The sequence below is a fragment of the Nocardia sp. NPDC127526 genome, assembly GCF_042672265.1.
In the GTDB taxonomy this organism is placed as follows: Bacteria; Actinomycetota; Actinomycetes; order Mycobacteriales; family Mycobacteriaceae; genus Nocardia.
Genome location: NZ_JBHXVO010000005.1, coordinates 333,081 through 351,850 on the forward strand (window position 1 = coordinate 333,081; position 18,770 = coordinate 351,850).

Sequence of the window (18,770 nt, forward strand, 5' to 3'; positions counted from 1 at the left end):
GTTACGGGTAATATCGACCCGGCAACATGATCATCGCACGGTGGTGGGGTTTCGTCATGGGTCGTCACGAACCAGTTCGGATGGGCCATCAGCGATGTCGCGGGTCAGGGGCGCGCAATGCGCTACTGGCAGGGGGTTTCGAGCGGGAGGGCCCGCAGGATCTTCGGGGAATTGGGGAATGGGAATGACTTCGAAACGTACCTCCTTCGCATTATCTGTCCTACCGCTCATGCTGGTGGCGGGTCACGGGGTGGCGGGCGCGGAGCCCGGGCAGCCCGGGCTGGCGGTACCGGGTGAGGGGCAGCCGGGGTTGAGCACCACCCCGGAACCGCCGGTGGTCGCGCCCGCGCCGAGTCCGGCGGATTACATTCCGGATCCGCCGGTTGCTCCGCCCAACCGGCCGAGACCGCAGCAGCAGACGCAGCCGAATATCGACACGCTGGTCACGCCGCAGACGCCCGATTCGGGCGAGAGCGAGCCGGAAGTGGTTGAGCCGCAGGTGCCTGGGCCGAATGCCCCATCCGTCATGCCGACTGATCCGCATCAGCTGCGTGTCGGCACCAACAAGATCCAGCTGCCTGACTTCGTCGATGAAAAGACGCGCAACAAGGCGCAGGCCTACCTCGATATGGCCGAGTGGCAGATCGCCGCGATGTACGACGGTTTGGGCTTCCCGCGTGAACAATCCGATCGGATGGCCGCAGGAAGCGTGGCAGGAAGTGCCATCGGCGGTGGTATCGGTATCGCCGGTACAGCGCTCTTCGGTCTCGGAGGATGCGTGATCGGTGGTGTGGTCGGCGTTCTCGCAGGCGCCGCGATTGCTGGAATCCCGACCGCTGGGGCTGGCGCACCGATAGGCGCAGCAATCGGTGGCGGCGCGGGGTGTTTGGTTGGTGGCACGATTGGCGCACTTCCCGGCTTTGCGGTGGGCGCGACAGTCGGCGCACTCGCCGGCGGTGCTTTCGGTGGTCTGTCCGGTGTAATCCCTCAGCAAGCACCTCCTGATCCTGCGACGGTGAATGCCGCATTGCCGATCGGCCAACAGCCTGCGGTAGCGCCGCTTTCGGCTCCGATTCCGAGCGTCTCGGCCCAGGAAGTGGCCGCGCCGATCATCAATGCCGTCGCCCCGGTGGCCGAGGCCATTGCCCCCGGCGTCGATGTGGCCGCCCCGATCGCGCAGGCCGTCGAACCCGTCGCGGCCGCGGTCGCCCCTGTGGTCGAACAGGTTTCCACCGCGGTCGATCAGTTCTCCCAGAACGTCGAACAGGCCGTCCACGACGCCACCACGCAGGTGAACTCCCTCGGCGCCGCGCTCGCGAACATGCCCGCGATGCCCGCGCTGACCCCCGAGGATTTCCTGGCCGCGGTGCAGGCGGCCCCGCCCGCTTGAGAGGAACGGAGAAGGTGACGCCGTGAAAGACGATGACACCACGGCGGCGCGCCCTCCGATGCCCGCCCTGCCGGTGATCTTGGACAAGGAGGATCCCGCCCCCGGACCGAAACCGGCTCCGGGATGGGCGGAGTGGCTCGACAGCGATCAGCCGCCGGTCCGGGATGCCGACGGGGCGTTCCACAAGCGCGGTGCGCTGCGGAAATCGAGGGTTGCGGCCGCGGAACTGCTCGCCGAGGATCCGATGGCGCCGCTGGTGCTGGAGGCCCGGCGGCGGGCGGGCATCGAACGCCGCAAACAGCAGCTGCGGCAGCGCATCACGCTGGTCGCGGCGGCGGTGGGCGTGGTCGCGCTGGTCATCGCCGGTGTGCTGCTGACGGTGACGCCCGAGGAGACGCAGCCGCCGCAGGCCGTCTCGCCGACCTCGGAGAATGTCACCCCGGTGGCCGAGCCCGCGCCGGGCTGGTGCCCGGAGGCCAATAGCGGCGATATCGTCAGCGGTTCCGGCGCAGGCGATCTCACCACCGGCCCGGGCGTGATTCTGCGCCTCGAATACTCCTGGTACGTGCTGCGCGATGCGAAGGCCGTGCGCGGCCTGCTCACCCCGGACGCGCTGGCCGCCCCGGAACAGTCCACCCGCGAGGCGATCTCCGCCATCCCCGTCGGCACCCAGCACTGCGTGACCGTGGCCAAGGTCGCCGCCGACCGCTGGAACGTCCGGGTGGACGAACGCCGCCTGGACGGTTCGCAATCGGCGTGGCAGCAGACCATGACCACCACCGTGCGCGACGGCCAGGTGCGGATCAGCTCGATCGTCGCCGGAGGCTGAGCCGCCATGACCGACCGCAGCGCTGACCATGCCGGAGGTGGTTGAGCGATGGTCGACGTCCACGATCTCATCCGCCGCGCGAGCGATTCCGAGACAACCGAACTCGCGCAGCCCGCGCCCGCGGGCAAGCCCACCGACCCGGTCCCGCTGCGGGGCGGGCACGGGCGGCTGGTGCGGGCTGCGCTGCCCTCGGTGCTGGTGCTCGGCGGATCCGGATCGTCGGGGGCGTCGACGACAGCGCTCGGGCTGGCCGCGGCGGCGGCCGTGGACAGCGAGGGCGAGGTGTGGCCGGTGGCGGTGGACGCCACCCTCGGCGGCGGCGATCTCGCGCTGCGCGGCTGTGACGTGGCCAAACCGGTGAGCACCGTGCAGGATTGGCTGCTCACCCCGCATCCCGAACTGCCCTCCACCGTGGGCGCGTGCTCGGGGCAGGCGTCGACGGGTGTGCGGATTCTGGACCGCAGCCCGGATCCGCTGCCTCGGCGGGAATCGCTGCTGTCGGTGCAGCGGCATCTCGAAACCGCCGGTCTGCTGGCCGTTTTCGATGCGGGCGCGCCGGTGACCAGCCGGCTGGCCGCTCCCCTGCTGGCCGATCCGCGGGTGGGCCTGGTGATCTCGGTGGCCGCCCGCCCGGATGCCATCAACCGGCTGCAGCCCGCCCTGCAATGGCTGGACGAGAATTTCGGCGAGTTCGTGGTCGGCGATGCGGTGATCGTGCTGACCGAGCAGGTGCCCGGGGCCGGGAAGACCGTGGTCGAGCACGTGCGCACCCATCTGGGTTCCTGGGTGCGCGAAGTCGTCCAGGTGCCCTTCGATATTCATCTCGCCGGCGGCGGCGTCATCTCCTGGCATCGGCTCGCCGCCGAAACCCGCGACGCCTATCTCACACTGCTGGGGGCGCTGCGATGACCGCGCTCACGCTGCCGCCCGTGCCCATGTGGCATCGCGCCGTCCCGAACCGGCCGTCGCGCCCGCCGCTGGTCTGGCTGGTCGGCGTGCACGGCGGGGCGGGCGTGAGTTCGCTGGCCGCCAGCCTCAGCTGGGCCGGGGACGCGGGACAGCGCTGGCCCGCCCGCATCGGGCTGGGCGCGGATATGGATTCGCCGCTGGTGGTGCTGGTCGCCCGCACCCACCTGCGCGGTCTGGCCACCCTGCAACGCGCCCTGCTCTCGCACCGGCACAATGCCACTCCCGCCGGAAGTCACGTGGTCGGCGTCATTACCGTCGCCGATTCCGCCCGCCCGCTGCCGGATCGGGCCGAGGAGCGCCGCGACGAGGTCGAAACCCTGGCCAGAGCCCTCGGCGCGCAATCCTGGCGGCTCGGCTGGCTGGAGCCGTGGCGCGCCCTGGAACCGCACGAACTCGCGGAATGGAATCCCGACGCCGACGTCACCCCGCGTGACGACGGCGATCCCACCCGCACCCCACCGCAACCGGTTCGGCTTCTGGCCGAGCAGATCCTCGCCGCCGCCCGCACGGCCGGCGCGCGGATCACCGCCCGCGCCCACTCCGGCGCAGACACCGCTTCTTGACCCGAACGAGGTGCGACGTGGCTCGACAACGACTGCCCCTGGCGGCGATGCGCAATGCGGCGCTCATAGCGACCAGCGTGTGTGTGTTCACGGGGGTCGGCATCGGTGGTGCGGGCGGCAGTCCGCCCGAGACCGAGCTGCCCATCGAACAATGTCCGGCGTTGTACGCGCTGGGGATTCAGGGCACCGGGGAATCCTCGCCGGATGCCGAGGTGCAGACCGATACCGGCATGCTGTCGATGGTCTTCCGGCCCATGATGGCCGGGGCCGGTGAAGAGGGCATGGTCGACCGCGCCTATGTGCCGTACGAGGCCTCCTTCGGCGGGGCGGTGTCCAATGACAAGACGCCGTACTCGCAGTCGATCGCCAATGGGCTGGATCGGTTGAAGTCCATGGCGAAGCAGGCGATCGAGCGCTGCGACGGGACGCGGGTCGCGATCACCGGGTATTCGCAAGGGGCGCATGTGGCCTCGCTGTTCGCGCAGGAGGTCGGGGCGGGCAAGGGCGCCATCCCGGCCGACAAGGTCGCGGCGGTGGCGCTGTTCGGCGATCCGACGCGCAATGCCAACGCACCGCTGTTCCCGGGGTCGCCCGGCAAGACCGCGCCCGATCCCGCGCCGGGCACCGATGGTCAAGCGGTGGCGGCGCTTCCGGCTCCGCCGCAGTCGACGACGCCGGCCAGCGGGAAGGGCATCGGGCCCGAAAGCGATACGGCCGCCAATTTCGGCAGTCTCAGCGGACGGGTCGCGAGCTTCTGCACCACGGGCGATCTGGCGTGTGACGCGCCGACGGGCGCACCGCTGGTGACGGCCGTGGCCAATATCGCCGGACAGGTGGAATTGTCGGGCGGGGATCCCATCGCCTCGCTGCGGTCGATCGTGGACGCGCTCGCCTCCACCTCGATCAAGACGCTCACCGATGTGGTGAACAAGGACATCTCCGGCACCTCGATCACCAATCTGTCCATCTCGCCGCAGAAGTCGTTGTCCCAGCGCGTGGCCGAGGCTTCCGATCCGCGCACCACGGTCGATCTGGGCGGGGCGTTGCAGGCGGTGGTCAAGGTCGGCTCGATCGTGCTCAACTCGATTGTGGCCGTGGCGAAGAGCATTCTCACCCCGGCCAATATCGCCGAGATCGCCACCGCGGGGCTGGCCAATCCGCTTGCCGGGCTGGCGGTGCTCGGAACCAAACTGCTCGGGGCCGTCACCGAATTGGTGCCGCCGGCGACCATCAGCCGCCTGGTGAGCCAGGCGTTCACCGCGGTGGTGACCAATGTCACCGACAACAAGGATCTGCTGGATGTCACCACCTGGGTGAAGTACTGGAACACCGCGCAGAAGCACGACTACGCCAACCCGCAGGGCGCCGGATTCGGTGAGAGCGCGGCGGAATTCGTGGGCAAGTGGTTCGCGGCCGTCGCCAATGATCTGGCCGGGGTCGTGGAATCCGGTGGCGAACCCAGCGGCGGCAGCGATCGGCCCGGCGGCGGACTGGATTTCAAGCCGTCGACCGCGCCGTCCACCATCCCGCCCAGCGGGCAGCTGCCCTTCGACTTCGGCGCGACCACCGTGCCGTCGACCGTCGGCGGGACGCCGTCCTTCACCACCTCGGGCGCGCCGACCAGCGGGTATCAGATCATCATTCCCAGTGGCCAACCGCAGGCGACGCCATGAGCACCACCGAATCGGACCCGCAGCTACCGCGGGAGGACGCGGATTACACCGGCTCCTGGTCGGATTGGATTCCCGAACCGCGGAAACCGGAGCCCGTCGACGAATACGACGACGACTACGACGATTACGACGAGGACGACGACTACTACTACGAGGAACCCGCGCCGCGGCGGCGCGTGGGCGCGGCACGGCGGCCGGTCGGGCATCGACGCATGGCGGAGAGCTCGCGGCAGCAGTGGGCGGTGCCGCTGCTCGGATTGCTGGCCATTCTCGCGGTGGTCGCGGCCGTGGCGGTGCAGGTCGCCAAGATGAGCCCGGAGACCGAACCGCGGCCCATCTCCACCCTGGCCGGGCCCACCTCCACGCCGACCTCGGCCGTGGCGGCCGCCGAACCCTCGGCCGAATGCCCGAACGAGGTCAACGGGGCGCATGTGCGGGGCAACGGGCCGGGCGGGACCGGGTCCGGGCCGGATGTCATCCTCGCACTACAGAGCAGGTATTACGGAGACCGCTCCGGGCAGGCGGTGCGGGAGATGTTCGCGCCCGACGCCATCGCGCCGCCCGCGGCCGAGATCCAGGCCGGGATCGACACCATTCCGGTGGGCACCACCTATTGCGTGCAGATCCTGCCCGGGCCGTTCGACGGGCAGCACGTGATGATCGTCAGCGAGACCCATCCGGACGGGACCAAGCGCACCTGGCCCGCCCAGCTGGTGATCACCACCGTGGTCGGGAACCGCACCCTGGTCTCCTCGATCGTGCCGCTCAAGGAGGAAGCCACGCCCCGGTGAATACGCAGGTGGATCCGGCAATTCCCTGGCGTTTTGGAACTTGGCAGATCATCGGCTAAGGTTCTTTCTCGCAAGCCGGACGGGGCAAACGCCCCGGAAACGTGAGCATGCGGATGTAGCGCAGCTGGTAGCGCATCACCTTGCCAAGGTGAGGGTCGCGAGTTCGAATCTCGTCATCCGCTCAACGAATCCCGTCACTCGTCAGACGAAAATGAAATCCCTTCCCGCGCAATAGATCTCGCGCACATCCCGGGCATGTTGCCCGTTCTTCGCGGTAATCTCATCGGGTGATCACCATGCTCAGCGCCTTCCACGACACTGTGCTCCCGCTCCACGAGACTGTGTACGCGCAGATCGGCAACCCCACGCCCGAAACACCGCCCGCGGCGGACAAACTCATGCGACTGGTGCGCTACTTCACCTGGTTCGTGCTGCTGGGCGGCGTCCTGGCCATCACCTACGCCGGCGGCCGCTTCGCCTGGGAGAAATGGTCCGGCGGCGGGCTCGCCTCCCCGAAGATGGTGGCGGGAGCCATGATCGGCGGCATCATCGCCACCAGCGCGGGCACCATCATGAACGCGGCCATCGGATAACGGGGTCCTAGTTCACGAGCTCCACGCGGATCGGGTCACCGCCACGGACGGTGGCCAGATCGCGCGGGTCGCCGTCGATGCGGCCGAGGATATTGCACGGACTGGCCAGGCGGCATTCGTAGCCGTGCGAGATCGGGGTCGGGCCGTAGGGCAGGGCCAGGGCGTCGCCGTCGGTCCAGAAGGCGACGGTGCCGGGAGCCACGACCTGCTGGGCATCGGGTTCGCGGGCGACGCACACACCGGTGTCGAAGTAGACCTCCTCGCCCCAGGTGCTCGCAGTGGCCGCGATGGGCAGGGCCGCGCGTAGGGCGGTGGTGGTCGGGCCATCGTCGAGGGTGGCGGTGAGGTGGCCGGCAGGCCAGGTGATGCGAATGCGGGTCTGGTTCGCCATGGGCGCATTCAACAAGATCAGCGGTTGCGGATGAAGATACGAAATCTCCGAAACACCATCGCCGACACTGCGTCCCAGCTGTCGATTCGCCCGATACCCAGCTTGGCGCGCCCCCACACTGACTTCGTGGCTACGCCGGTCAATTCCGACGGCGATTATCGGTGATCTTCGACATCAGCCGACTGGGCTGAGATCCGTTGGTATCGTGCGGGTGATAGTCCGATGGACCGCACCGCGAGCGCGACGCTATCCACCACCGACCGCACGCTCGGCGGTAAACGCTTGGGGAGGAGCGCGCGCATGCCGATGGTGCGCCGGTTCTGGATCGAATTCGACGTGCGGGAGTGCTCTCCCCCATGGTTCGGAAAAGCCATCGGTGTGACCGGATTCGACGTGCGGGACTGCTTGGCGATGGCGGCGGATCTGATCACCGACGGACCGTTGCCACCCGTGCGTCGAATCGTCGCCGACATCTCCCTGGCCGAGCCCCTCCCCGTGAATCCTCGCGGACTGGGAGTCCCGGTGTGGCGAGGCGTGTGGTACCCACCCCGAAACCTCACAACCGGACCAATCCACGACATCGACCGCAGCGGCGCACCGCCGGACTACCCGGCACCGGTCACAGAACCGCTGCGCCGAGCGAGAGTCAGCGAGAGCCTGGGCGCGAGCACCACATGGTGGGACGAAATTCCGCATATCGACGGTCTGCTGTGGCCGCTGGTCGACATGCACCGCGCCCCGCACGCGCGCGGGATGCGGCTCAGCGCTTCGGCACTGCGCGACGCCCTGGCCAGGGATACGACCTATGGGAAGATGCTGAGCGAAGCCCTCGACTTCATGATCGCGTGGCGCCCGACGCCGGAGGAGTGGTTCGACCCAACCGGAATCAGATTCGCTGATCAGTGGGACCTGGACGAGTACCTACGAGCTTTCCGCGACTACTTGTTCGGAACCCGCGAGGAGCCGATCTGTCCTCCCGGTGCGGGACAGCCTCCACTCGAGGCCGAATCACAGCTTCTGACCGACGACTGAAACCCTCTGGGAGTCAACGAGTCCTGCGCTTGCCGCCGGACGTTCCGCGCGTCGAGCATCCGGCGATGCTCTACAGCCACCACGACGGCTTCAACGAACGCGGTCGGCGCACACTGATAGGTCACATTCGGCATGAGCATCTGGGTTGCTGTTCCGACGGCCTGTCCTCCCGCCGTAGCGCCCTGATCGTGGATTGCCAAGACTGCCAACAGATCGCCAGGGCCGGCTGCCCGAATCACAAGATTCCCCATACCGGCAGTATCGCTGGCTCAGCATCTTCGGACTGGGCACCCCGGCTGTCGAACCATCCGCACATGCCGCTGACGGTCGGACGGTGTTCTGCGTCGCGAGATCGATTGCGGCGCAGGGAGTCACAGCGCGAGAACCAGCGTTCTCTCCTCGGCGGAGGCGTGGGCCAGATACCCACCGGTGAACCGTTCGTCAGCGGTGACCTCCTTGCCGATTGGTGTCGGTAGCGACAGGTCGTGGGGAAGCTCGGACAGCTCGATCTCGGCCAGGATCAGACCGGCAAGGTCGCCGTGGAACTCATCGACGACGAAGGTGTGGTGGCCGACCTGCCAGACGCGGCGCGTTTTTCGCAGTGTCGCGGCGGGCAACTGGCAGAGCGTGTCGTACTCGGCCTCGTCGAGGTAGATATTGGTGATCGCCGCTGTGGAAGGAGCGCTCTCATCCGGGCGGACCTTCTGACAGAACTTGTAGACAACCTGCGAGCCGACCTCGAGGCGCCGCAATCGGAGCCGGGTTCCGACGATGTAGCGATCCTCGATGAACCGGGGATCGCAGGCTTGCGCCGGCATCTCCGGAAGCAGGAACCGCCTCTCCTTTTCGAGTTGGGCGTACTTTCCCAGGCCGGGCCGGCGGAGCCAGTTCATCACATCATCGTTCACGCCCGCGAGAGTATCGAGCTTCGCGCACCCTGCAATCGCCATCGAGCCGGTCGTCATCGGCTGTTCAGACAAGCAGGGCCCGGTCACGCACGCCAAGAGCCATCCGGATATTGGACCAACTCGCGGTCACCGGACCGGGGAACCAATGGACCCAGTAGCTGGTTCAGTTCGTCATCTGTCATCGTGCCGCCGTACCCGAGACCCACCCAATCATGGGCCTCTTTGAGAGCCCTTATGGAGATCTCGAAGGCGTGGAACACATAGCCGGCGAGCTGGAACCCCCGGTTCTGGGCGGCCCCAAGCTCTCGCACCAACCAGGTGCCCACTTCGGCTGGTGTTTCTCCTCGCTGAGCCCGTGTTCGCAGCTCACCGACGATGCGCTCCCTGTCGCGCACTTCGAGCAACCTCCCGATTGTGCTGGCGAAATCCTCGCTCAGCCTATCTCGATCCTTGATCCGTCAACATCCGCAATTGCCGCTGGTCGCGCGGACCGAGTCAGCCAGGCCGCGCGGCCGGCCGAACGCATTGAACAGCCGATGAGCGAGTAGCTCACCGGGTGTTGGAGGACCGGATCCGAAGGGATGCCCCAACTGCGCGAAGAGGAGCCGCTAGCGCCTCCATCTCGACTCGGGTTCCTTCCAGCCCCCGTTCGCCAAGCTCGTTGGCCAGGACTCGTGCTTCCGCGAGGGTCAGAGTCCGAACTGTTCGAAGCGCACGCATCACCCCTGCGGGCGTGAGGTTGCCGCCAATGAGATGCATGGTCGCGGGACCGTTCGCCACCAAGATCGCCGTGCGCATCCCGGCAAGCGGTGTTTCGTAACCACACTCGCTCCAGCGGCTGCCACACTTCGGACAATCGCCTTCAAGATCCCACTGGTGGGTGCCAGCTGAGAGAACCTCGACAACCGTGGCTTCCATCTGCGACCCGCATTCGCTGCAATCGGTTGTGTAGGGCGCGGTTTCGAACACGGTGTCCATCGGATCGAATCCTAGATGCAACGTCGTGCCCAGGTGCGCACAGAACGCACTCAAATGCCGCTGGTCGCGCTGTGCGAGCCGGCCTACCGGCGGGACTGCCCGAGCACGCTGAACCTAGTTGTCATTCTCGTCCTCGTCGCAATCCTCTTCGTCCTCGTCGTACATGAAGTCGCGAGCGCCCTCTTCGTCCAGGCACCGTTGATATCTCGGGTTGACCAGGTCCAACTGGATGAAATCGTCGTGCGGGGCAACCGTAATGACCACTTTGGGGAGTCGCCAGTAGTCATTGTCGAGATCCTCGCCGAAGACGTACTCAGATTCCGGTCCCAACTCCTTGACCAGACGTTCTCGGAGTTGATGGTGAAGCGCCGCGGACTGGCCTTTCGTGGGCTTCGTCGGTCCGGAATCAGCGACGTAGATCCTCATCTCGTCGATGCCCCCACCACCTCCGGCCTGCCGGTCCATGAACCGCCTGGTGAAGACAACGTGACACCGAGGCTGATGAACGTCGAGGTTGGTCTGGAGGGTAGGACCGCTACCTCGCACTCCGTCCACGATGCTCCACCGCGTGGCTTCACAGAAACGAGCCACGTCCCGATCGGTCCATGTCCAGCCGAATTCGCTTGCGATGCGGGCGATGCGAGCTGCCCCATCGATATCTGCTTTCACATATCAACTCATACACAACACGGCTCGGCGGGGAACGTCGAGTATCCGCGCATGCCGCTGACCGCGCGGACCGAACCGGCCAGAGTCGGATGTCGAGCTGAACTCTGACGTCATATTCCACCGATACGACATCCCGCCGGTCGGGGGATGACGTCAGGATTCACCGATCAGCGGCGTCGAGATTCACCGGTGTAACCAGGCTTCGATGCGGCGCTCGGCAAGTCGCCGGATGGCGGTAACTGTCGGTGTGCGCGGTTAGGCTCGTCGAACAGACCGGCGAAGAGGCACGGGCCGTCCGTGATGGAGTGCTGCGTGAGGCCGATCCGGGAGGCGGTGACCACTGACAAGGCATCCGAAACTGCCTGATCAGAAAGGAACAGCGATATGGAGTCGGTGCGGGGCGAGTTGCGCCCCGGGCTGCGTGACGACCTGCGCGAGCGGGTGTCCTTCGGGCTCGAGGATGTCAATGAGGTGCTGGCGGGGATGGTGGCCGAGCGGGCGGTGGACTGGCCGCGCGAGGCCGAGCTGATTACCTGCCGGCTGGGGCTGGACGGGGAGCCGCCCGAGACGTTGACGTTGCTGGGGTTGCGGTTCGGGGTGTCGCGGGATCGGGCGCGGCAGCTGTATACGCGGGCGGTCGGGAATATGGTGCGGCAGGCGCAGGCCACCGGGCAGCCGGATCTGGGCGTGTTCGGCGAGCGGTATCCCGTGGGGTGGGGTTACGAGCGGCTGGTGCGTACGCTGCTCGGCGAAACCTATGCCACCGATACCGATATCGCGGCTCAGGACTGGGCGTATCTCAAGCTGCGGCTGGCGGGGCACGATCTGCAGGACTCCAAACGCATGGCGGGCTTCGTATTCCAGCGCATTGCCGGGTGGCAGCAGAAGGGGCGCTGGCATCTGTTGCCGCCGCAGCAGCCGGAGGAGGTGCCCGCGGGCATCTGGAATCCGTGGCTGCGCCGGGTGGAATGGGGCGACGGGTCTCCCGGTGATCTGCCCGTCGTCCCGGCCCGCACCGCCGACTTCGATGACGATGGACGCGGCTCGATTTTCTCCGAAAAGCTGGGCCGTGAAACAACATTCGACACCGGTCTGCAAGCCCAACTGCTCCGCCTGCTCGACGGCAGTGATCGCGTCGACCACTTCCAGGAGTACCCGGTCGAGATCGTCTACGACATCGACGGCCAGGAACGCCTCCACTACCCCACCGCCGTGGCCCAATTCGCCGACGGCCGTGTGGTTCTCCTGGATGTCATCCCCTTGGGACACGTGGCATTCCATGTGAACCGGGCAAAAGCCGCGGCCGCGCGCGCCTACGCCCACGCGCAGGGCTGGGGCTGGCTCGTCTGGACCGGCAGCAGCTCCGGCGTCGCCGACCTCATGCGCCGCGAGGTCGACGCCCGCCACGAGAACATCCTCCGCAACCGGCTCGCCACCGGTCCCCTGACCTGGTCCGAACTCCAGGAACACCGCGCCGAGACCGGCATGGAACTCCTGGATCTGGCCGCCCTCACCCTCCGCCACGGCTGGCGCTGGGACCGCGGGCCGTTCCGCCTCAGCCGGGGCCTCTGACCAGAGCTCGCCGCACCTGAGAAAGCCACATCACCCCGTCCGGAGATGTTTGCATCCCGCATGCGCGGGCACGACCAACAAGTCTTGGCTTTCAATCTCCGGGAACGATCATGGGTATTGCATCGGGTACGGCGAACTTGCTGAGCACGACAGCGTCAGCAACCGCGAAGACGGTGAGAGTGACGGCCGCCGCCGGCGCGAAGGTCGCGAGCACGACCGCGGTCGGGGGAGCAAAAGCGTTGGGCGCGACCGCTTCCGCAACCACCGGAGCGATCGCGGCGGCCGGCGGGGCGGCGGCCGGAGCGGCCACGGGAGCCGCGCGAGGAGCGGTGACCGGGGCCTATTCGGGGGCGAAATCGCGCCTGGATACACCCACGGTGGTGATTCTCGGCGCGGCGGCAGCCGGACTGGTCGGACTGGTGGAATGGCCCGTCGTGGTGGCCACGGCCGGAGCGGTGGGCGTCATCATCGCCGTGAAACGCGCCAGACAACAAAGGAATTCGGACCAACAGCGCAAATCCCACGCCGCCGGCAATGGCCACTCCACCCGGCCCAAGTCGAGCACCTCCGCCCCGAGCGGACCGGCCGCCGCGCCCAGCGGCTCAGCCGAGAAGCCCGCGACACGCAAGCGCGCGACTGCATCCCCCAAGAGCGACAGCACTTCCACTCGAAGCGGAGCGGCGCGCATCGACTCATCCAGCGGCAGCGGAACCGCACACTCGACCAGCAAGACCAGCAAGAGCGCAGGTTCATCCAGCGGCAGTTCGTCCGCCAAGAGCGGATCCACCCGCACGGCCAGTCGCGGCGACAGCTCGTCCAGCAGTGCCGGATCCGGACGCACCACCGGCAAGGCCAAGGCCTCTGCCGCTGGCAGCAGGACCACCCGGGCGGCCACGACAAGCAAAGGCTCGGCGGGGCGGGGCGGGCCGAGACGGACATCCCGAACGAGCGGTGGGGCATCCGAGCGCGGCGCTGGGCGCACTGGCGGTGAGAACGAGAGGCTGCCCGAGGGCGGCGGACCGGCGGACGGCGGCGGGAAGGAGGCGGGCTCGGCGACGGCGCGGCGTGGGGCGGCGCGGGCCACGGGTGAGTCGGCGGTGCAGGGACGGACGGCGGGAGCTGATGAGTGATGTCGGTGCTGGGGTCGATTGTGGGTGCTTCGGTGCGGATTCCGTTGCGGGGTACGGCTATTGCCGTGGGGCTGGTCGGGCGGCCCGCGGTGGTGGTGGCGCAGCAGACTCGGGAGCTGCTGGAGCCGCTGTTGCCCGAGGCGGTCAATGAATTCGCCGATGAGGTCACCGCGGTGGTGGGTGAGCTCGCGGACGGGGCGGGGCGGGACTTCGAGTCGCTGCTGGATGTGCACGCGGGGCGGCGGCAGCGGCGGGTCACCATGCTGGGCAATCGGATTCACGCCGAGGTGAAGGGATTGCGGTCCAAGAACGCGGCGCGGGTGGGGGCCGCGGTGCGCGAGGCGCTCGAAGGGGCCGAGGGGACGCGATGGGTCCGGGTGAACGCGGCTACCGGGCGGGTGACCGTCGCGGTCGATCCCGATCGCTGCTGCGCCGAGGATGTGGAGGCCCGGCTGGCGGCGGTGGAAGAACAGGTGGGGACCGACGAGGAGGAGTGGAGCCGGCACCGGGCCGATCCCGCGGATCGGGAGCCGGTGCTCACCGCTGCGGTGCAGTTGGTGGGCGATGTGACGGGAATGGCACTGGCCGTGGCGAATTCGGTGTTTCCGAAGTCGCCCACCGCACAACTGCTGCGGGCCGGGGTGGCATTCGTGGACGGGCAGCCGCGGGTGCGGGCCTTGCTGGTGCGTCATCTGGGCACGCACCGCGCCGATACGGTGCTCACCATCGGCAATGCGCTCGGGCAGGCGCTCGACGCGCAGATCGCCGGACTGTTCGCCGACAGCCTGCAACGCGGTGTGCGCGTAGTCGAGGCGTACTCCCGATACACGCAGTGGCGGCGGTGGGACGAACTCATCGCGGATGCCGGTCAGCCGGGCGTGCACGACTACGAACCGCCCGGCCCCCGCCCCACTCCCCTGCCGCAGGGCCCGATCGAGCGGTGCGCCGAACAAGTCGGCACCGGTTCGACTCTGGTGTCCCTGGCCACCCTCACCGGCGGCCGCGAATCCTCCGATGCCGCCGACGCCGTGGCAGCGGGCGTACCGCGTGCGGCCCGCGCCGGGCGCGAAACCTTCGCCGGATTGCTGTCCACCTTCATGGCCGGCCACGGCGTTCTCACCATCGACCCCATCCTCTGGCGTCGCCTCGACCGCGTCTCCGCCCTGGTAGTGGACCGCCACGCCGTCCGCGGCGACCGACCGGTCGTCCTCTCCGCCGACACCGACGACCCGGCCTGGTCCACCGAACACGTCTGGAGCGCCGCCCAAAGACTCCTGTGGCGCAATGGATCCGACCTCCCCATCCCACCCCCGCGCGGCCGCGAACGCGACCGCCTGCGCCTCGAAGAGTGCGAGCCGCCCGACGCGGCTCCGCCCGGCGGTCGCCCGGCACGCACTCGCGCGCAGGACGATGAGCAAGGTCGCGAGAAACGCAGCGGGACAGCGGAATCGGACGAGGACCGGCGCGGAGATCCGGTGTGGCATCGGCTGTACGACGGGAAACGCGCCGTCGGACGGGTATTGATCGGTCTCGAACTGCACCCGGAGGCGGTGGCCCTGCTGGCGACGGCCCGCCGCGCCGGGTTGCGAGTCGTCTTGATCGGCGACGAGTCCACCGGCGAATTGCGGCGCAGCGCCGACGAATTCGTTCCCGCCGGTGGGTCCGAGAGCACCGTGGTGCGACGGCTTCAGAAGCAGGGCCACGTGGTCGCGGTCCTGAGCGGGCGCGGGCACAAGGCCCTGGCCGCCGCGGATCTGGGCATCGGCTTGCTGGAACGACAGGCGAACGAACCCGCTGCCGCATCCGACGATGATCGGGCGGCGGACGGTGGTGGCATGGGGGCGGGGGTGCGGATTCCGTGGCAGGCGGATGTGGTTTGTCCGGATTTGGGGTGTGCGCGGCAGATTGTGGGGGCGGCGGGGGTGGCTCGGGCGGTGAGTGAGCGGGGGCGGACGTTGACGTTGTCGGCGGCTACGTTGAGCGGGTTGTTGCTGGCCAGTGGGCCGGTGGGGGCGCGGCCGGTGGCGGTGATGTCGCCGGTGGCGAGTGCGACGCTGTTGAGTTTCGCGGGGGCGGTGCTGGCGGCGCGGAAGGCGGGGCGGGCGGATGAGGTGACGCCGGTGCCGTTGGTGCCGTGGCATGCGCTGGAGCCGGATGAGGTGCTGGCGCGGCTGCCGGAGCCGGGGGGACGGGAGCGGCCGGAGCACGGGGTGGTGGCGGCGGGGGCTATCAAGGCGGCGGAGAAGATCGGTGCGCCGGCGACGGGGGTGATGCAGTTCGTGGGGCAGGTGCGCAAGGAGTTGGAGGATCCGCTGACTCCGCTGCTGGCGGTGGGGGCGGTGGCCTCGGCGCTGCTGGGGTCGCCGACCGATGCGGTGCTGGTGGGGTCGGTGCTGGCGCTGAATGCGGTGGTGTCGGCCTTGCAGCGGCAGCGGGCGGGGCAGTCGCTGCATCGGCTGCTGGTCGGGGAGCGGCTGCTGGCGCATGTGGTGCGCGACGATGACGAAACCGATACGCCCGCCGATGATCTGCGGCCGGGCGACATCATCGTGCTGCGCAGCGGGGACGTGGTGCCCGCCGATGCGCGGCTGCTGGAGGCCGACGGGCTGGAGATGGACGAGTCGGGGCTCACCGGGGAATCGGTGACCGTGGACAAGCAGGTGTCCGCCACACCCGGTGCGGCGCTGGGCAATCGGGACTGCATGGTGTTCGAGGGCGGGGTCGTGGTGAACGGCTCCGCGCGGGCGGTGGTGGTCGCGGTGGGCACGGCCACCGAGGCGGGGCGCGCGCTGGCCGCGGCCGGACCGCCGCGCACCGGGGGTGTGCAGGCCCAGCTGCGGGAGCTCTCCGCGCGGGTGCTGCCGCTCACCCTCGGCGGCGGAAGCGTGGTCACCGCAACGAGTTTCCTGCGCGGCCTGCCGCTGCGCCCGGCGCTCGCCGACGGGCTGGCGGTGGCGGTGGCGGCGGTGCCCGAGGGGCTGCCGCTGGTGGCGACCGTCGCCCAGCTCTCCGCCACCCGGCGGCTGTCCCGGCGCGGCGTGCTGGTGCGCTCCAGCCGCACCATCGAGGCCCTGGGCCGGCTGGACACCATCTGCTTCGACAAGACCGGCACCCTCACCGCCGGACGACTGCACCTTGCCGCGCTGGGCGATACGGACGAGACCTGGGACACCGAGCACGCCGCCGACACCGCCCAGTCCCGGCGACTGCTGCGCGCCGCCGCGCGCGCCTGCCCGCATCCCGAGGACGGGCCGCTGGTGCACGCCACCGACCGCGCCGTCGTCGAGGCCGCCGATCGCGCGCTCGGCGCACGGGCCGCACACACCTGGGATCCCATCGAAGAGATCCCCTTCGAGAGCAGCCGCGGCTATTCGGCGGCCGTCGGGCACACCGCCCACCACATCCGGCTGGCGGTGAAGGGCGCACCGGAAGTCCTGTTCCCCCATTGCAGTCAAGTACTGCGCACCAATGGGAACGGCGACCGCGAACTGGTGAAGTTCACCCCGGACGAGCAGGCCGCCGCCGAGGACGCCGTGCGCGAACTCGCCGAACGCGGGCTCCGCGTACTGGTTGTGGCCCGCCGCGACTTCCAGCGCGAACCCGACGATGTCGCCGACGAGATCGAGGAACTCACCCTGCTCGGCTTCATCGGCCTGGCCGACACGCCCCGCCCGCAGACGGCGGACCTGGTGGAACAGCTGTCCCGCAACGACATCAGCGTCCGCATGATCACCGGCGACCACCCGGTCACGGCCCGCGCCGTCGCCGCACAGCTCGGCATCCCCGCCGACACCGTCGCCACCGGCTCCGACCTGGACGCCCTCGACGAGGACGCCCAAGCCGATCTGATCGACCGCGCAACAGTTTTCGCCCGCGTCACCCCCGAACACAAGGTCCGCATAGTCACCGCCCTGCAACGCCGCGGCCATGTGGTCGCCATGACCGGCGACGGCAGCAATGACGCCGCCGCCATCCGCACCGCCGATATCGGCATCGGCCTGGCCGCCCGCGGCTCGGTCGCCGCCCGCGAGGCCGCGGACCTGATCATCACCGGCTCGGACGACGTTCGCGCCGAGGCCGATTCGGCGGGCGACACCGACCGCGCATCCGGACCGGATACCGAAATCCGCACGGAGACGGAGAAGGACACGGAGACGGAGAAGGACGCAGGGGCCGAGGACGACACAGGGACCGCGGACGACACGGGAACCGCCGACGGCACAGGAACTGCGGACAACACAGCAACCGCGGACACCACAGCAACGGCCGACGACACAGCAACCGCGGACACCACAGCAACGGCCGACGACACAGCAACCGCGGACACCACAGCAACGGCCGACGACACAGCAACCGCGGACAACACAGCAACGGCCGACGACACGGGAACCGCCGACGACGCGGAGAACTCCCGGGACGCGAAGACCTCCGGGCGCGCAGACCAGGGGCTCGGCGACACAGTGGCCGCGACAGGTGCGGCGACCACGGAGCCCGCATCGCGCTCGGACGGCGAGGACTCCGACGGTGAAGAGCCCGGTGCATCGAGCGCACCGCAGCCGGGTCCGGGAAGCCCGGCAGCCGATCCCGGTGGCATCGATCTGTCCGTGCTGCTCACTGCGCTCGTTGAGGGGCGAGGCATGTGGCAGCGGGTGCGCGATGCCATCGGAGTATTGGTCGGCGGCAATACCGGCGAGGTGACCTTCACCGTGCTCGGCACCCTGCTGTCCGGCCGCGCGCCCATCGGCACCCGCCAGTTCCTCCTGGTCAACTTGCTCACCGATCTCGGACCGGCCATGGCCGTCGCGCTCTCCGGCACCCGCACCGCCGAGGACGCCACCGAACCCGCCGACGCCGGCGCCGAGTTGAGCGCTCTCCCCCGCCCCGACCTGGGCGGCGATTTCCTGCGCGCGGTCGCCGTGCGCGGCGCGTGCACCACCGCCGGCGCGGGAGCGGCCTGGCTGCTGGGCCGCGCCACCGGACGGCCGCGCCGAGCCGAGACCATGGCCCTGGCCGCCCTCATCTCCACCCAGTTGGGTCAAACCCTGGTGATCGGCCGCCACAGCCCCTTGGTGTGGGTGACCGCCGCGGGCAGCGCCGCCCTGCTGGCCGGGGTGATCATGACGCCCGGTGTGAACACCTTCTTCGGTTGTGTCCCACTGGGTCCCGTCGCCTGGACCATTGTGTCGGCCTCGGCTCTGGGCGGCACCCTCGCCGCCGCCTACGCCGGTCGGGCGCTCCCCTGATCCGGAAACGCCTTACGCGATAGACCGGAAAACGCGCGC

General features: G+C 68.9%; 16 protein-coding genes and 1 tRNA gene. 11 read left to right on the top strand and 6 right to left on the bottom strand.

Translation table 11 applies throughout. The features are described 5' to 3' along the window. Positions 1–310 precede the first annotated feature (310 nt). The 8 genes from ACFVIV_RS12620 (at position 311) to ACFVIV_RS12655 (ending at position 6,808) form a co-directional block, all read left to right on the top strand. Positions 311–1,390: a hypothetical protein gene (locus tag ACFVIV_RS12620; RefSeq protein ID WP_379195540.1), complete on the top strand. Its 1,080-nt coding sequence runs from the start codon at positions 311–313 to the stop codon at positions 1,388–1,390. A gap of 22 nt (positions 1,391–1,412) precedes the next feature. Next, positions 1,413–2,219, top strand: coding sequence for a hypothetical protein (locus ACFVIV_RS12625; protein WP_379195541.1), 807 nt, complete (start codon positions 1,413–1,415; stop codon positions 2,217–2,219). 48 nt (positions 2,220–2,267) lie between these two features. Further along, positions 2,268–3,128, top strand: a complete 861-nt coding sequence (locus ACFVIV_RS12630) for a hypothetical protein (protein ID WP_379195543.1) — start codon at positions 2,268–2,270, stop codon at positions 3,126–3,128. Then, the gene (locus tag ACFVIV_RS12635) at positions 3,125–3,751 is read left to right on the top strand and encodes a hypothetical protein (protein WP_379195545.1); all 627 of its coding nucleotides are present in this window, start codon (positions 3,125–3,127) and stop codon (positions 3,749–3,751) included. Before ACFVIV_RS12630 ends, ACFVIV_RS12635 begins: the two co-directional genes overlap by 4 nt. A gap of 17 nt (positions 3,752–3,768) precedes the next feature. Further along, entirely contained in the window at positions 3,769–5,424 is a 1,656-nt protein-coding gene (locus tag ACFVIV_RS12640) for a cutinase family protein (protein WP_379195546.1), read from the top strand. Further along, a complete protein-coding gene (locus tag ACFVIV_RS12645; protein ID WP_379195548.1) occupies positions 5,421–6,215 on the top strand; it encodes a hypothetical protein in 795 nt (264 codons plus the stop codon). The genes ACFVIV_RS12640 and ACFVIV_RS12645 overlap by 4 nt, the downstream gene beginning before the upstream one ends. Before the next feature lie 109 nt (positions 6,216–6,324). Next, positions 6,325–6,397 (top strand) — tRNA-Gly (locus tag ACFVIV_RS12650). 114 nt (positions 6,398–6,511) lie between these two features. After that, on the top strand, positions 6,512–6,808 hold the full coding sequence (locus ACFVIV_RS12655) for a hypothetical protein (RefSeq protein ID WP_379195646.1): 297 nt from the start codon (positions 6,512–6,514) through the stop codon (positions 6,806–6,808). Between the two features lie 7 nt (positions 6,809–6,815). On the opposite strand, the gene ACFVIV_RS12660 is transcribed toward ACFVIV_RS12655, so the two are convergent. Further along, entirely contained in the window at positions 6,816–7,199 is a 384-nt protein-coding gene (locus ACFVIV_RS12660) for a cyclophilin-like fold protein (protein WP_379195550.1), read from the bottom strand. Positions 7,200–7,421: 222 nt separating this feature from the next. Here ACFVIV_RS12660 and ACFVIV_RS12665 point away from each other — a divergent pair, with 222 nt between their 5' ends. Then, positions 7,422–8,231: a hypothetical protein gene (locus tag ACFVIV_RS12665; protein ID WP_379195552.1), complete on the top strand. Its 810-nt coding sequence runs from the start codon at positions 7,422–7,424 to the stop codon at positions 8,229–8,231. Between the two features lie 371 nt (positions 8,232–8,602). Here the strand turns inward: ACFVIV_RS12665 and ACFVIV_RS12670 are convergent, their stop codons facing one another. The 4 genes from ACFVIV_RS12670 to ACFVIV_RS12685 form a co-directional block, all read right to left on the bottom strand. Further along, positions 8,603–9,139, bottom strand: a complete 537-nt coding sequence (locus ACFVIV_RS12670) for a hypothetical protein (protein WP_379195554.1) — start codon at positions 9,137–9,139, stop codon at positions 8,603–8,605. 83 nt (positions 9,140–9,222) lie between these two features. Then, positions 9,223–9,543 (bottom strand): hypothetical protein, encoded by a 321-nt coding sequence (locus tag ACFVIV_RS12675; protein ID WP_379195556.1) that lies wholly within the window; start codon positions 9,541–9,543, stop codon positions 9,223–9,225. Between the two features lie 145 nt (positions 9,544–9,688). Then, a complete protein-coding gene (locus tag ACFVIV_RS12680) occupies positions 9,689–10,117 on the bottom strand; it encodes a hypothetical protein (RefSeq protein ID WP_379195558.1) in 429 nt (142 codons plus the stop codon). A 114-nt stretch (positions 10,118–10,231) separates the two neighbouring features. Further along, entirely contained in the window at positions 10,232–10,786 is a 555-nt protein-coding gene (locus tag ACFVIV_RS12685) for a DUF6301 family protein (RefSeq protein WP_379195560.1), read from the bottom strand. A gap of 384 nt (positions 10,787–11,170) precedes the next feature. Between ACFVIV_RS12685 and ACFVIV_RS12690 the strand changes: the two genes are divergently transcribed. Further along, positions 11,171–12,358 carry a hypothetical protein gene (locus ACFVIV_RS12690; protein WP_379195562.1) on the top strand — a complete coding sequence of 396 codons (1,188 nt, stop codon included), beginning with the start codon at positions 11,171–11,173 and terminating at the stop codon, positions 12,356–12,358. A 340-nt stretch (positions 12,359–12,698) separates the two neighbouring features. On the opposite strand, the gene ACFVIV_RS12695 is transcribed toward ACFVIV_RS12690, so the two are convergent. Continuing rightward, positions 12,699–13,253, bottom strand: coding sequence for a hypothetical protein (locus ACFVIV_RS12695; RefSeq protein WP_379195564.1), 555 nt, complete (start codon positions 13,251–13,253; stop codon positions 12,699–12,701). A 234-nt stretch (positions 13,254–13,487) separates the two neighbouring features. On the opposite strand from ACFVIV_RS12695, the gene ACFVIV_RS12700 reads away from it, so the two are divergent. Further along, complete coding sequence (locus ACFVIV_RS12700; RefSeq protein WP_379195648.1) at positions 13,488–18,731, top strand: HAD-IC family P-type ATPase; 5,244 nt, start codon at positions 13,488–13,490, stop codon at positions 18,729–18,731. Positions 18,732–18,770 lie beyond the last annotated feature (39 nt).